Origin of the sequence: Burkholderia sp. AU16741, assembly GCF_002223345.1 — a bacterium.
Classification (GTDB): Bacteria; Pseudomonadota; Gammaproteobacteria; order Burkholderiales; family Burkholderiaceae; genus Burkholderia; species Burkholderia sola.
In genome coordinates, this window is the sequence record NZ_NKEZ01000003.1 from 783,456 (window position 1) to 797,177 (window position 13,722).

The window sequence follows — 13,722 nt, forward strand, 5'->3', positions numbered from 1 at the left end:
CGAGGGGCGCCGCAAGGAAAATGTAGGCGCTCGTCTACGAGTGAAGGAGTGGTGCTTTGAACAACAATATGTTTTCGAAGGCAGCGGTGTGGCTGGTGATCGCACTGGTGCTGTTTACGGTGTTCAAGCAGTTCGACAAGCCCCGCGTCCAGGAAGGCGTGTCCTATTCGCAGTTCATGGACGACGCCAAGAACGGCAAGGTCAAGAACGTCATCGTTCAGGGGCGCAACCTCACCGTCACTCCGGCTGATGGCCAGAAATACCAGATCGTGTCGCCCGGCGACATCTGGATGGTCGGCGATCTGATGAAGTACGGCGTGCAGGTCAGCGGCAAGGCCGACGACGAGCCGAATGCGCTGATGTCCGCGCTGTACTATCTCGGGCCGACGATCCTGATCATCGTGTTCTGGTTCTACATGATGAGGCAGATGCAGGGGGGCGGCAAAGGCGGCGCATTCTCGTTCGGGAAATCGCGTGCGCGGCTGATCGACGAGAACAACAATGCGGTGAACTTCTCCGACGTCGCGGGCTGCGACGAAGCGAAGGAAGAAGTGTCCGAGCTCGTCGATTTCCTGCGCGATCCGCAGAAATTCCAGAAGCTGGGCGGCCGCATTCCGCGCGGCGTGTTGCTGGTCGGCCCCCCGGGTACCGGCAAGACGCTGCTCGCCCGCGCGATCGCGGGTGAAGCGAAGGTGCCGTTCTTCAGCATCTCGGGTTCGGACTTCGTCGAAATGTTCGTCGGCGTCGGCGCCGCTCGTGTGCGCGACATGTTCGAGCAGGCGAAGAAGCATGCGCCGTGCATCGTGTTCATCGACGAAATCGACGCGGTCGGCCGTCATCGCGGCGCCGGCATGGGCGGCGGCAACGACGAGCGCGAACAGACGCTGAACCAGATGCTCGTCGAGATGGACGGCTTCGAGGCGAACTCGGGCGTGATCGTGATCGCCGCGACCAACCGTTCCGACGTGCTCGACAAGGCGCTGCTGCGTCCCGGCCGTTTCGACCGCCAGGTCTATGTCGGCCTGCCGGACATCCGCGGCCGCGAGCAGATCATGCGCGTGCACCTGCGCAAGGTGCCGATCGCGAACGACGTCGACGCGGCGGTCATCGCACGCGGCACGCCGGGGTTCTCGGGCGCCGATCTTGCGAACCTCGTGAACGAGGCTGCGCTGTTCGCCGCCCGTCGCGGCAAGCGCATCGTCGAGATGCAGGATTTCGAGGACGCGAAGGACAAGATCTTCATGGGTCCGGAGCGCAAGTCGGCCGTGATCCGCGAGGAAGCGAAGCGGGCCACCGCGTACCACGAGTCGGGCCACGCGGTGATCGCGAAGCTGTTGCCGAAGGCCGACCCGGTGCACAAGGTCACGATCATCCCGCGCGGTCGCGCGCTGGGCGTCACGTGGCAGTTGCCGGAGCATGACAACGAGACGTATTCGAAGGATTACCTGCTGGACCGCCTCGCGATCCTGTTCGGTGGCCGGGTGGCCGAAGAGCTGTTCATGAACCTGGTCAGCACCGGCGCATCGGACGACTTCAACAAGGCCACGCAGACCGCGCGTGCGATGGTTGCCCGATTCGGCATGACCGACGCGCTCGGACCGATGGTCTACGTCGACGACGAGAACGATGCATCGCCGTTCGGCCGCGGCTTCACGCGCACGATCTCGGAAGCGACGCAGCAGAAGGTCGACTCGGAAATCCGCCGCGTGCTGGACGAACAGTACAATCTCGCACGCCGCCTGCTCGAAGATAACCGCGACAAGGTCGAGGCGATGACGGCCGCGCTGATGGAGTGGGAGACGATCGACGCCGATCAGATCAACGACATCATGGAAGGTCGTCCGCCACGCTCGCCGAAGAGCTCGCCGGCTGTCGGCGGCGATTCGTCGGGCGGCGGCAGCGCCGAGGTCAAGCCCGGCAGCGCGCCGGCGCCGGCTACGCCGGCGGCATAATCTCCGCTTTAGCACCGTTCACGGGCTGGTGTGGCTTCACACCGGCCCGTTTTGCATTCATCCACGCCCGTTGCTCGTGTCCGATTCCGCAGTGTCCCCGTTCATTCCCGCGCCGCTTCGGTGCGGCCGCTTCGAACTGACGTTCGAGCGCCCGCTCGTGATGGGCATCCTCAACGCCACGCCCGATTCGTTCTCCGACGGCGGCCGCTTCCTCGTGCGCGACGATGCGCTGCGCCAAGCGGAGCGGATGATCGTCGACGGTGCGGATCTCATCGACATCGGCGGCGAATCGACGCGTCCCGGCGCGCCGCCGGTGCCGCTCGACGAGGAACTCGCGCGCGTGATTCCGCTCGTCGACGCGCTGCGGCCGCTGAACGTGCCGCTGTCGATCGATACCTACAAGCCGGCCGTGATGCGCGCGGCGCTGGCCGCCGGCGCGGACCTGATCAACGACATCTGGGGGTTCCGACAGCCGGGCGCGATCGATGCGGTGCGCGACGGCAATAGCGGCCTGTGTGCGATGCACATGCTTGGCGAGCCGCAGACGATGCAGGTCGGCGAGCCCGACTACGGCGACATCGTGACCGACGTTCGCGATTTCCTTGCCGCGCGCGCGCAGGCGCTGCGCGACGCGGGGGTGGCGGCGGAGCGGATCTGCGTCGATCCCGGCTTCGGATTCGGCAAGGCGGTCGTCGACGACAACTATGCGCTGTTGGCCGCGTTGCCGGACACGGCGCCCGCGCGGCCCGACGGGCGTGCGTATCCGATTCTCGCGGGTATGTCGCGCAAGTCGATGCTCGGCGCGGTGATCGGCGGCAAGCCGCCGATGGAGCGCGTCGCGGCGAGCGTGGCGGCCGCGTTGTGCGCGGTCGAGCGGGGCGCCGCGATCGTGCGCGTGCACGACGTCGCGGCGACGGTCGATGCGCTGAAAGTATGGAATGCCGTGCGCGCAGCCGCGCGGCAACGATAAGCAAGTCAAAAGACGAAGGAGGAAGGACCCCATGGGACGTCGATATTTCGGCACGGACGGCATTCGCGGCACGGTGGGCGAAGCGCCCATCACGCCGGACTTCGTGTTGCGTCTCGGCTATGCGGCCGGCAAGGTACTGGCCGGCTCGGCCGACGTCGCGGCGGGCTCGCGTCCGACCGTGCTGATCGGCAAGGACACGCGCGTGTCGGGCTACATGCTCGAAGCCGCGCTCGAGGCCGGATTCTCGGCGGCCGGCGTCGACGTGATGCTGGCCGGCCCGATGCCGACGCCCGGCGTCGCGTATCTGACGCGGGCGCTGCGTCTGTCGGCCGGTGTCGTGATCAGCGCGTCGCACAACCCGTATCACGACAACGGGATCAAGTTCTTCTCGGCCGACGGCAACAAGCTGCCCGACGACACCGAGGCCGCGATCGAAGCGTGGCTCGACAAGCCGCTCGAATGCGCGGCGTCGGACGGCCTCGGCAAGGCCCGCCGCCTCGACGACGCGGCCGGCCGCTACATCGAGTTCTGCAAGAGCACGTTCCCGGCCGCGTTCAACCTGCGTGGGCTGAAGCTCGTGATCGATTGCGCGCACGGCGCTGCGTACCAGATCGCGCCGCACGTGTTCCACGAGCTCGGCGCGGACGTCATTCCGATCGGCGTCGCGCCGAACGGCTTCAACATCAACGACGGCGTCGGCGCGACCGCGCCGGACGCGCTGGTACGCGCGGTGCGGGCGAACCATGCCGATCTCGGCATCGCGCTCGACGGCGACGCCGATCGTCTGCAGGTCGTGGACGCGACCGGCCGCCTGTACAACGGCGACGAGCTGCTCTACGTGCTCGTGAAGGACCGGATCGCGACCGACGGCAAGGTCGAAGGCGCGGTCGGCACGCTGATGACGAACCTCGCCGTCGAAGTCGCGCTGCAGCGCGAGGGCGTGAAATTCGTCCGTGCGGCGGTCGGCGATCGCTACGTGCTCGAGCAGTTGCGCGAGCACGGCTGGCAGCTCGGCGCGGAAGGGTCAGGCCACATCCTGTCGCTCGACCGGCACTCGACCGGCGACGGCATCGTGTCGGCGTTGCTCGTGCTGGCCGCGCTCAAGCGCAGCGGTCGCACCCTCGCGCAGGTGCTCGACGGCGTCACGCTGTTCCCGCAGAAGCTGATCAACGTGCGGATGAAGCCGGGCGCCGACTGGAAGGGCAGTGCGTCGATTCGTGCGGCGATCGATGCCGCCGAAGCCGAGCTCGCCGGCAGCGGTCGCGTGCTGATCCGTGCATCGGGCACGGAGCCCGTGCTGCGCGTGATGGTCGAAGCGCAGCAGGCCGTCGATGCGGTGCGCCACGCGGAGACGATCGCCGACGCGGTGCGCGCCGCGACGGCCTAATCCGGCCAGGCGCGCGCGGCGGTCCGGCCGCCCGCGCGCCGGCGCCCTCGGGCGCCGTCGTTTCGTCAGACGCAAAGGTTTGCGCTACCTAATAGAAGCAAGCGCCGGCAACCGCGTCCTTTCGATCGACTCAGGCATCCGACCCCGGAACCTGCCTGCCGCCGGCCCGGGCTTTCCCTCCGGCAGACGCTGCGCTACGATGCGCCCGAACGTCGCTTAAAACCCGGCGTTCATCCCTCCCTCCGAGCCAGGCGATCCTTGCCGCTAGCGCCGCTCCCGCGCCCCGACGCGCCACCTGATACTCCCTTTCAACCAGTCATGTTACTGTCACGCCAGTTTCATCGATTGTCACATTACCGTCATGAGCAGCCCCTAACCTTCGCGGTGCCGTAGTCATCCGCTCACACACTGGAGGTCTCATGAAATTGATGCAAACCGCGATTGCCGGCCTGGCTGGCGCGCTTTTCGCCGTCGCCGCTCAAGCTGCCGACATCACGGGCGCAGGCAGCACGTTCGCCATGCCGATCTATACGAAATGGGCTGCCGACTACCAGCAGTCCGGCGGCGCGAAGGTGAACTACCAAGGTATCGGTTCGTCGGGCGGCCTGAAGCAGATCAACGCGAAGACGGTCGATTTTGCAGGTTCGGATGCTCCGCTGAAGGATGAGGAGCTCGCGAAGGAAGGCCTGTTCCAGTTCCCGACGGTGGTCGGCGGCGTGGTGCCGGTCGTCAACGTGCCGGGCGTGAAGGCCGGCGAACTGACGCTGTCGGGCCCGGTGCTCGGCGACATCTACCTCGGCAAGATCAAGAAGTGGAACGATCCGGCGATCGTCGCGCTGAACCCGAAGGTCAAGCTGCCGGATACGGACATCGCCGTGGTCCGCCGCGCCGACGGCTCGGGCACGAGCTTCATCTGGACGAACTACCTGTCGAAGGTCAACGACGAGTGGAAGTCGAAGATCGGCGAAGGCACGACGGTCAACTGGCCGACGGGCACGGGCGGCAAGGGCAACGACGGCGTCGCGGCCTTCGTGCAGCGCCTGCCGGGTGCGATCGGCTACGTCGAGTGGGCGTACGCGAAGAAGAACAACATGACCTACACGGCCCTGAAGAATTCGACGGGCACGGTGGTCGAGCCGAAGACGGAAACGTTCAAGGCCGCGGCGGCAGGCGCGAACTGGTCGAAGTCGTTCTACCAGATCCTGACGAACCAGCCGGGCAAGGAAGCGTGGCCGGTCGTCGGCGCGACGTTCGTGCTGCTGCACGCGAAGCAGGACAAGCCGGAACAGGGCGCGGAAACGCTGAAGTTCTTCAGCTGGGCGTTCAAGAACGGCGAGAAGGCTGCGGACAGCCTCGACTACATCTCGCTGCCGGCGACGGTCGAGACGGAAATCCGCAAGCAGTGGAAGACGAAGGTGACGGACGCGTCGGGCAAGCCGGTCGCCGCCGAGTAAGCATTGCAGCGGTTCGCTGCCCGGCCGTGCCGGTCGGGCAGTGTGTGCGGTAAAGCCGGGCGTTACGGCGCCCGGCGATCAAAAGCAGGCACCCATGTCTGATATTTCATACCCGTCCTCCCGATCGCCCGACAATGCGCAGCAGCGCGCGCCGAGCCGTCTCGGGGATATCCTGTTCGGCGGCCTTGCGCGGCTCGCCGCGATCGTGACCCTGCTGCTGCTCGGCGGGATCATCGTTTCCCTGATCATTGCGTCGATGCCGACCATCCAGAAGTTCGGCGTCGGCTTCCTGTGGCAATCCGAGTGGGATCCCAACTCGGACATCTACGGCGCACTCGTGCCGATCTACGGCACGATCGTGACGTCGATCATTGCGCTCGTCATCGCAGTGCCCGTCAGTTTCGGCATCGCACTGTTCCTCACCGAATTGGCGCCCGTGTGGCTGCGCCGTCCGCTCGGCATCGCGATCGAGCTGCTCGCCGCGATTCCGTCGATCGTGTACGGCATGTGGGGGCTGCTCGTGTTCGCGCCGATCTTCGCCGAATACTTCCAGAAGCCGCTCGGCCGCCTGTTCCAGGACGTGTGGGTGCTCGGTCCGCTGACGTCGGGTCCGCCGATCGGCATCGGCATCCTCGCGGCCGGCGTGATCCTCGCGATCATGATCATCCCGTACATCGCATCGGTGATGCGCGACGTGTTCGAGGTCACGCCGGTGCTGCTGAAGGAATCGGCATACGGGATTGGCTGCACGACCTGGGAAGTGATGTGGAAGGTCGTGCTGCCCTATACGAAGACCGGCGTGATCGGCGGCGTGATGCTCGGCCTCGGCCGCGCGCTCGGCGAAACGATGGCCGTGACCTTCGTGATCGGCAACACCAACCTGCTCGACAGCGTGTCGCTGTTCGCGCCGGGTAACAGCATCACGTCGGCGCTCGCGAACGAATTCGCGGAAGCTCAGCCGGGCCTGCATACGTCCGCGCTGATGGAGCTCGGCCTGATCCTGTTCGTGATCACGTTCATCGTGCTGTCCATCTCCAAACTGCTGCTGCTTCGTCTCGAGAAGGGAGAGGGCAAGAAATGAGCGAGCCCATCATGAATTTCCCGGGGCCGAGCGGCGCCGCGCTCGACGCGATGCGCAATCGCCTGCAACGCAAGCGCAAGGCCGTCAACGCGATCGCGCTCACCGCGTCGCTCGGCGCGATGGCCTTCGGCCTGTTGTGGCTCGTGTGGATTCTCTACACGACGGTGCACCTCGGCGTCGGCGGCCTGTCGCTGCAACTGTTCACCGAATCGACGCCGGCGCCGAACACGGAAGGCGGTGGTCTCGCGAACGCGATCGTCGGCAGCCTGCTGCTGTGCGGCTTCGGCACGCTGGTCGGCACGCCGATCGGCATCCTCGCGGGCGTCTATCTCGCCGAATACGGGCAGAAGAACCTGCTGGCGAGCACCATCCGCTTCATCAACGACATCCTGCTGTCCGCGCCGTCGATCGTCATCGGCCTGTTCGTGTATGCGATCGTCGTCGCGAAGTCGGGGCGCTTCTCCGGTTGGGCCGGCGTGATCGCGCTGGCGCTGCTGCAGATCCCGATCGTGATCCGCACGACGGAGAACATGCTGAAGCTCGTGCCGAACGCGCTGCGCGAAGCGGCCGTCGCGCTGGGCACGCCGAAGTGGCGCATGGTGCTGAAGATCACGCTGCGCGCGTCGGTCGGCGGGATCGTGACGGGCGTGCTGCTCGCGGTCGCGCGGATCGCCGGCGAAACGGCGCCGCTGCTGTTCACCGCGCTGTCGAACCAGTTCTTCTCGTGGGACATGAGCCAGCCGATGGCGAACCTGCCGGTCACGATCTACAAGTTCGCGATGAGCCCGTTCGCGGAATGGCAGTCGCTCGCGTGGGCGGGCGTGTTCCTGATTACGCTCGGGGTGCTCGGACTGAACGTCCTGGCGCGCTCGATCTTCTCGAAAAAGTAACGGCGGAGCAATCCGATGAATATGGCAGAGAGCCACCTGAATCCCGTCGAGCGCACCGCTGCGCCCGCCGGCACGCAAGACGCGGCGCACGGCCGTCCGCTCGCGCCGCTGAACGCGAAGATCGAGGTCAACAACCTCAACTTCTTCTACAACAAGTTCCACGCGCTGAAGAACATCAACCTGCGCATTCCCGAAGGGAAGGTGACGGCGTTCATCGGCCCGTCGGGCTGCGGCAAGTCGACGCTGTTGCGCACGTTCAACAAGATGTTCGCGCTTTATCCGGAGCAGCGCGCCGAAGGCGAAATCCTGATGGACGGCGAGAACCTGCTGACGACGAAGCGCGACATCTCGCTGCTGCGCGCGCGAATCGGCATGGTGTTCCAGAAGCCGACCCCGTTCCCGATGTCGATCTACGACAACATCGCGTTCGGCGTGAAGATGTTCGAAAAGCTCACGCGCTCGGAAATGGACGACCGCGTCGAGTGGGCACTGACGAAGGCCGCGCTGTGGAACGAAGTGAAGGACAAGCTGGGCCAGAGCGGCTACGGGCTGTCGGGCGGCCAGCAGCAGCGTCTGTGCATCGCGCGCGGCATCGCGATCCGTCCGGAAGTGCTGCTGCTCGACGAACCGTGCTCGGCGCTCGACCCGATCTCGACGGGCCGCATCGAGGAGCTGATCGCGGAGCTGAAGAGCGACTACACGGTCGTGATCGTCACGCACAACATGCAGCAGGCCGCACGCTGCTCGGATTACACGGCCTACATGTACCTGGGCGAGCTGATCGAGTTCGGCGACACCGAAAAGATCTTCATCAAGCCGGTGCGCAAGGAAACGGAAGACTACATCACCGGCCGCTTCGGCTGATGACGGAGAACAACAACCATGTCGGATAAACATCTGTCGAGCCAGTTCGACGCGGACCTGAATGCCGTGTCGTCGAAAGTGCTGGAAATGGGCGGACTCGTCGAGTCGCAGATCGTCGGCGCGATGCGCGCGCTGAACGAGTTCGATCGCGATACGGCCGAGAAGGTGATCGCGGCCGAGGAAACGCTGAACGCGATGGAAGTCGACATCGACCAGGAATGCGGCAACATCATCGCGCGGAGGCAGCCTGCCGCGCGCGACCTGCGTCTTTTGATGTCGATTTCGAAAACGATTACGAACCTCGAGCGCGCCGGCGACGAAGCCGAGAAGATCGCCAAGCGCGTGCGCCGCCTGGTCGACGAGCCGTCCGCGCGTGCGGTCAACATCGCCGAGATCAAGGTGTCGGGCGAGATGGCCGTGACGATCCTGCGCCGCGCGCTCGACGCGTTCGCGCGCCTCGATACGGTGGCCGCCGCGCAGATCGTCAAGGACGACAAGGAAATCGACATGGAATTCCGCGCGTTCGTGCGCAAGCTCGTGTCGTACATGCAGGAAGATCCGCGCACGATCTCGGTGGGCCTCGACTACCTGTTCATCGCGAAGGCGATCGAACGGATCGGCGACCACGCGAAGAACATCGCCGAATTCATCATCTACATCGTGAAGGGCACCGACGTGCGGCACCAGCCGCGCGACACGCTCGATCGCGAAGCCAACAGTTAATCGACTCCATAGGAAGAACAGAGGTGCCGATGCCCAGCAACATTCTCGTCGTTGAAGATGAGCCCGCGATTTCCGAACTGATCTCGGTGAATCTCCAGCACGCCGGTCATTGCCCGATCCGCGCGTACAACGCCGAACAGGCTCAGAACCTGATCAGCGACGTGCTGCCCGATCTCGTGCTGCTCGACTGGATGCTGCCGGGCAAGTCCGGTATCGCGTTCGCGCGCGACCTGCGCAACAACGAACGGACCAAACACATTCCGATCATCATGCTCACCGCCCGCGGCGACGAGCAGGACAAGGTGCTCGGCCTCGAAATCGGCGCGGACGACTACGTGACGAAGCCGTTTTCACCGAAGGAACTGATGGCGCGCATCAAGGCCGTGCTGCGCCGCCGCGCGCCGCAGTTGACCGAGGACGTCGTGTCGATCAACGGGCTGCGCCTCGACCCGGCCACGCATCGCGTCGCCGCGCACGGCGACGGCAGCGAAATCAAGCTCGATCTCGGCCCGACCGAGTTCCGCCTGCTGCATTTCTTCATGACGCATCCGGAGCGCGTGCACAGCCGCACGCAACTGCTCGACCAGGTGTGGGGCGACCACGTGTTCGTCGAGGAGCGCACCGTCGACGTGCACATCAAACGACTGCGCGCGGCCTTGAAACCGGCCGGCTGCGATGCGATGATCGAAACCGTGCGCGGCAGCGGCTACCGCCTCGCGAAGCACGCGTAACGTATTCGGGCATGCCGTGTGCCGCGGCGTGTCGTTCCTTCTTTCGGACGCTGAATCATGAACATCATCTGGGCGCGCTTTCTGGTGTCGCTCGTGCTGCTCGTGCTGATCGGCGTATTGGTCGGCGTCTTCGCCGGCCCGACCGCGGGCCTCGTGTTCGTGGTCGTGATGCTGGTCGCGCAGGGCTTTTTCAGCACCTTCCATACGCAGCGTCTGTGGCGCCTGCTCGATGCGCCCGTCTACGGCGAAGTGCCGAGCGCGCCGGGCATCTGGGGCGAGATCTACTATCGTCTGCACAAGCTCGCGAAGCAGTGGCATGCGCAGGTGCGGCAGGTCGAGCAGCAGCATTCGCGCTTCATCCAGGCGATCCAGGCCTCGCCGAACGGCGTCGCGATGCTCGACGACCACGACCAGATCGAGTGGTGCAACGCGATCGCCGAAGTCCATTTCGGCCTCGATGCGAAGCGCGACCTGCGCCAGCACATCACGAACCTGGTGCGCCATCCCGATTTCGTCCGCTACCTGAATGCGCAGCATTACGACGAGACGCTGTTGATGCGCGGCATGGGCGACTCGCGGCAGAACGTGCTGGCCGTGCAGGTGTTTCCGTACGGCGAGAACCGCAAGCTGCTGCTCACGCAGGACATCACCGAGCTCGAGCGCACCGACGCGATGCGGCGCGACTTCGTCGCGAACGTGTCGCACGAGTTGAAGACGCCGCTCACCGTGCTGTCGGGCTTCCTCGAGACGATGCGCGAGCTGCCGCTGAGCGAGGACGACCGCGCGCGCTATCTCGACATGATGGAGCAGCAGGCGTCGCGGATGCGGCACATCGTGACCGACCTGCTGGTGCTCGCGAAGCTGGAGGGCGAGAGCAAGCCGCCGGTCGATCACGCGATCGACATGCGGGCGGTGTTCGACCACCTGAAGGAAGATGCGCACACGCTGTCGAACGGGCATCACGACATCGCGTTCTCGATCGACGAGACGCTCGGCGTCACGGGTGCGCAGACGGAGCTGTTCAGCGCGTTCGCGAATCTCGTCACGAATGCGATCCGCTACACGCCGGACGGCGGCAAGATCGTCGTATCGTGGCGGCGCGAGGGCGCGCAGGGCGTGTTCTCCGTCACGGACAGCGGCTTCGGGATTCCGGCCGCCGACCTGCCGCGGCTCACCGAGCGCTTCTACCGCGTCGATCGCAGCCGTTCGCGCGATACCGGCGGCACGGGCCTCGGGCTCGCAATCGTCAAGCACGTGCTGCAGCGGCACGACGCGCATCTGTACGTGCAGAGCGAGGAAGGGCGCGGCAGTACGTTCACCGCGCGGTTCCCGGGCTCGCGCGTCATCGCGATCCGGCCGGCCGCTTACGAAGCATGATCGCGTAGCGGCTCGGCGGTCGAAAAAAAGCAACCCGCGGGTTGCTTTTTTTCATGGCGATGCGTCGGCGCGACTCGCATCGCACCGGCGGCTCACGAGCAGAACTTCGCGAGCAGCCCGAGCTGCGCGTTGCGGATCGTCTTGCCGGTGCGGCGGCGCCGATAGTGGCCGTCGCTGTGCATCTGCCATGCCGACTGGTTATCGCCGAGGCACACCGACAGCCCTTCGGCGATCACGCGCCGCTTGAGCTTGCGCTCGCGGATCGGGAACGCGACTTCGACGCGGCGGAACAGGTTGCGGTCCATCCAGTCGGCACTCGACAGATAGACGTGCTCGGCGCCGCCCGCGTGGAAGTAGTAGATGCGGTGGTGTTCGAGGAAGCGGCCGACGATCGAGCGCACCGTGATGTTTTCCGACAGCCCCGGCACCCCGGGCTTCAGCGCGCAGACGCCGCGCACGATCAGGTCGACCTTGACGCCGGCCTGCGACGCTTCGTACAGCGCGGCGATCACCGACGGCTCCAGCAGCGCGTTCATTTTCGCGACGATGCGCGCACGCTTGCCGGCCTGCGCATTGTCGATCTCCGCGCGGATCGAATCGATGATGCGCGGATGCAGCGTGAACGGCGACTGCCACAGCTCGTGCAGCGTCAGTTCACCGCCGATCCCGGTCAATTGCTGGAACACGTGATGCACGTCCTCGCAGATCTTCTGCTCGGCCGTCATCAGCCCGAAGTCGGTGTAGAGGCGCGCGGTGCGCGGATGATAGTTGCCGGTGCCGAGGTGCACGTAGCGGCGCAGCGACGCCTTGCCGGCCTGCACGACGCGCCGCACGATCAGCATCATCTTCGCGTGGCACTTGTGGCCGACCACGCCGTACACGACGTGCGCGCCGACGGCTTCGAGCTGCGACGCCCAGTTGATGTTGGTCTCCTCGTCGAAGCGCGCGAGCAGCTCGACGACGACGGTCACTTCCTTGCCGTTGCGCGCGGCTTCCATCAGCGCGTCCATCAGCGGCGAGTCGGTGCCGGTGCGGTAGATCGTCTGCTTGATCGCGACGACGCTCGGGTCTTTCGCGGCCTGCTGCAACAGCTCGAGCACGGGCTGGAAGCTCTCGTACGGGTGGTGCAGCAGGATGTCGCCGGCATCGATCGCGTCGAACATCGTCGGCGCGTTGGCGATTGCCGCCGGCGTCGACGCGATGAACGGCGCGAACTTCAGGTCGGGGCGGTCGACGAGATCGGGAATCTGCATCAGGCGCACCAGGTTCACGGAACCCGCGACGCGATAGCAATCCTTGTCGCCGAGTTCGCTTTCCTCGAGCAGGCGTCGCACGATGTGCAGCGGCGTGTCGGCCGATACCTCGAGGCGTACCGCGTTGCCGAGGTGGCGCGCGGGCAGTTCGCCCTGCAACGCGACACGCAGGTTCGTGATTTCGTCTTCGTCGACGAACAGCTCGCTGTTGCGCGTGATGCGGAACTGGTTGCAGCTCTTCACGACCAGTTGCGGAAAGAGTTCGCCGACGAAGCGCTGCATGAACGAACTCAGCAGCACGAAGCCATGCTCGAAACCCGACAGCGCATGCGGCATGCGCACGACGCGCGGCAGCGCGCGCGGCGCCTGCACGATGCCCATCACGGCCTGGCGGCCGAACGCGTCGCGGCCTTCGAGCTCGACGACGAAGTTCAGGCTCTTGTTCAGCACGCGCGGGAACGGGTGGGCCGGATCGAGGCCGATCGGCGTCAGCACGGGCAGCAGTTCGTCGAGGAAGTAGCGCCGCGCCCATTCGAGCTGCTCGTCGTTCCACGTGTCGCTCGCGTGGAAGTAGATGCCTTCCTGTTCGAGCGCCGGCAGCACGGTTTCGTGCAGCATCGTGTACTGTCGATGCACGAGCCGCTGCGCGCGTTCGACGACGAGATCGTATGCGTGCTGTAACGACATGCCGTCGGGTGTCAGCGCGCCGGGATTGTCGCGGATCTGCTCCTGCAGGCCGGCCATCCGGACTTCGAAGAATTCGTCGAGGTTGCTGCTGGTGATGCAGATGAAGCGCAGGCGCTCGAGCAACGGGACTTGCGGGTCGGCCGCCTGGGCCAGCACGCGCTCGTTGAAACCGAGGATGCCGAGTTCACGATTGAGAAGCGGGTAACGGACGGACATCGGCAGAGTAGGGGGTAATTCAGGCGATGATTCGAAAGGACGCTCGGAAACTCTCACGGTACGATGACGTGCTGATGACAATCATGGTTTTATATCGGGAAATTCTACGCCCGAACGCTTTCGTCGCATAAATGTTT

The 13,722-nt window shown here is 65.4% G+C and carries 11 protein-coding genes; 10 read left to right on the forward strand and 1 reads right to left on the reverse strand.

The window, feature by feature from the left end:
* Positions 1 to 56: 56 nt before the first annotated feature.
* The 10 genes from ftsH to phoR all read left to right on the forward strand — a co-directional run bounded on the left by ftsH (position 57) and on the right by phoR (position 11,429).
* Positions 57 to 1,952, forward strand: a complete 1,896-nt coding sequence (ftsH, locus tag CFB89_RS06145) for an ATP-dependent zinc metalloprotease FtsH (protein WP_011694248.1) — start codon at positions 57 to 59, stop codon at positions 1,950 to 1,952.
* A 28-nt stretch (positions 1,953 to 1,980) separates the two neighbouring features.
* A complete protein-coding gene (folP, locus tag CFB89_RS06150; RefSeq protein WP_089467134.1) occupies positions 1,981 to 2,922 on the forward strand; it encodes a dihydropteroate synthase in 942 nt (313 codons plus the stop codon).
* Between the two features lie 31 nt (positions 2,923 to 2,953).
* Positions 2,954 to 4,309, forward strand: coding sequence for a phosphoglucosamine mutase (glmM, locus tag CFB89_RS06155; protein ID WP_089467135.1), 1,356 nt, complete (start codon positions 2,954 to 2,956; stop codon positions 4,307 to 4,309).
* Between the two features lie 419 nt (positions 4,310 to 4,728).
* The gene (gene pstS, locus CFB89_RS06160; protein ID WP_089467136.1) at positions 4,729 to 5,763 is read left to right on the forward strand and encodes a phosphate ABC transporter substrate-binding protein PstS; all 1,035 of its coding nucleotides are present in this window, start codon (positions 4,729 to 4,731) and stop codon (positions 5,761 to 5,763) included.
* A 94-nt stretch (positions 5,764 to 5,857) separates the two neighbouring features.
* The gene (gene pstC, locus CFB89_RS06165) at positions 5,858 to 6,844 is read left to right on the forward strand and encodes a phosphate ABC transporter permease PstC (protein WP_089467137.1); all 987 of its coding nucleotides are present in this window, start codon (positions 5,858 to 5,860) and stop codon (positions 6,842 to 6,844) included.
* Entirely contained in the window at positions 6,841 to 7,734 is an 894-nt protein-coding gene (pstA, locus tag CFB89_RS06170) for a phosphate ABC transporter permease PstA (RefSeq protein ID WP_089467138.1), read from the forward strand. Before pstC ends, pstA begins: the two co-directional genes overlap by 4 nt.
* A 15-nt stretch (positions 7,735 to 7,749) precedes the next feature.
* Positions 7,750 to 8,598, forward strand: coding sequence for a phosphate ABC transporter ATP-binding protein PstB (gene pstB, locus CFB89_RS06175; protein WP_050015221.1), 849 nt, complete (start codon positions 7,750 to 7,752; stop codon positions 8,596 to 8,598).
* A gap of 18 nt (positions 8,599 to 8,616) precedes the next feature.
* A complete protein-coding gene (gene phoU, locus CFB89_RS06180) occupies positions 8,617 to 9,321 on the forward strand; it encodes a phosphate signaling complex protein PhoU (RefSeq protein WP_089467139.1) in 705 nt (234 codons plus the stop codon).
* Between the two features lie 29 nt (positions 9,322 to 9,350).
* Entirely contained in the window at positions 9,351 to 10,052 is a 702-nt protein-coding gene (gene phoB / locus CFB89_RS06185; RefSeq protein WP_006750313.1) for a phosphate regulon transcriptional regulator PhoB, read from the forward strand.
* A 57-nt stretch (positions 10,053 to 10,109) separates the two neighbouring features.
* On the forward strand, positions 10,110 to 11,429 hold the full coding sequence (gene phoR, locus CFB89_RS06190; protein WP_089467140.1) for a phosphate regulon sensor histidine kinase PhoR: 1,320 nt from the start codon (positions 10,110 to 10,112) through the stop codon (positions 11,427 to 11,429).
* A 92-nt stretch (positions 11,430 to 11,521) separates the two neighbouring features.
* Here phoR and ppk1 read toward each other — a convergent pair whose 3' ends face one another.
* Complete coding sequence (gene ppk1, locus CFB89_RS06195) at positions 11,522 to 13,585, reverse strand: polyphosphate kinase 1 (RefSeq protein WP_089467141.1); 2,064 nt, start codon at positions 13,583 to 13,585, stop codon at positions 11,522 to 11,524.
* Positions 13,586 to 13,722 lie beyond the last annotated feature (137 nt).

What these genes read in the sequence shown, in the direction of transcription:
- glmM (WP_089467135.1), top strand. Translation starts at nt 2,954, where the DNA reads ATGGGACGTCGATATTTCGGCACGGACGGCATTCGCGGCACGGTGGGC.
- pstS (WP_089467136.1), top strand. Translation starts at nt 4,729, where the DNA reads ATGAAATTGATGCAAACCGCGATTGCCGGCCTGGCTGGCGCGCTTTTC.
- pstC (WP_089467137.1), top strand. Translation starts at nt 5,858, where the DNA reads ATGTCTGATATTTCATACCCGTCCTCCCGATCGCCCGACAATGCGCAG.
- pstA (WP_089467138.1), top strand. Translation starts at nt 6,841, where the DNA reads ATGAGCGAGCCCATCATGAATTTCCCGGGGCCGAGCGGCGCCGCGCTC.
- pstB (WP_050015221.1), top strand. Translation starts at nt 7,750, where the DNA reads ATGAATATGGCAGAGAGCCACCTGAATCCCGTCGAGCGCACCGCTGCG.
- phoU (WP_089467139.1), top strand. Translation starts at nt 8,617, where the DNA reads ATGTCGGATAAACATCTGTCGAGCCAGTTCGACGCGGACCTGAATGCC.
- phoB (WP_006750313.1), top strand. Translation starts at nt 9,351, where the DNA reads ATGCCCAGCAACATTCTCGTCGTTGAAGATGAGCCCGCGATTTCCGAA.
- phoR (WP_089467140.1), top strand. Translation starts at nt 10,110, where the DNA reads ATGAACATCATCTGGGCGCGCTTTCTGGTGTCGCTCGTGCTGCTCGTG.
- ppk1 (WP_089467141.1), bottom strand. Translation starts at nt 13,585, where the DNA reads ATGTCCGTCCGTTACCCGCTTCTCAATCGTGAACTCGGCATCCTCGGT.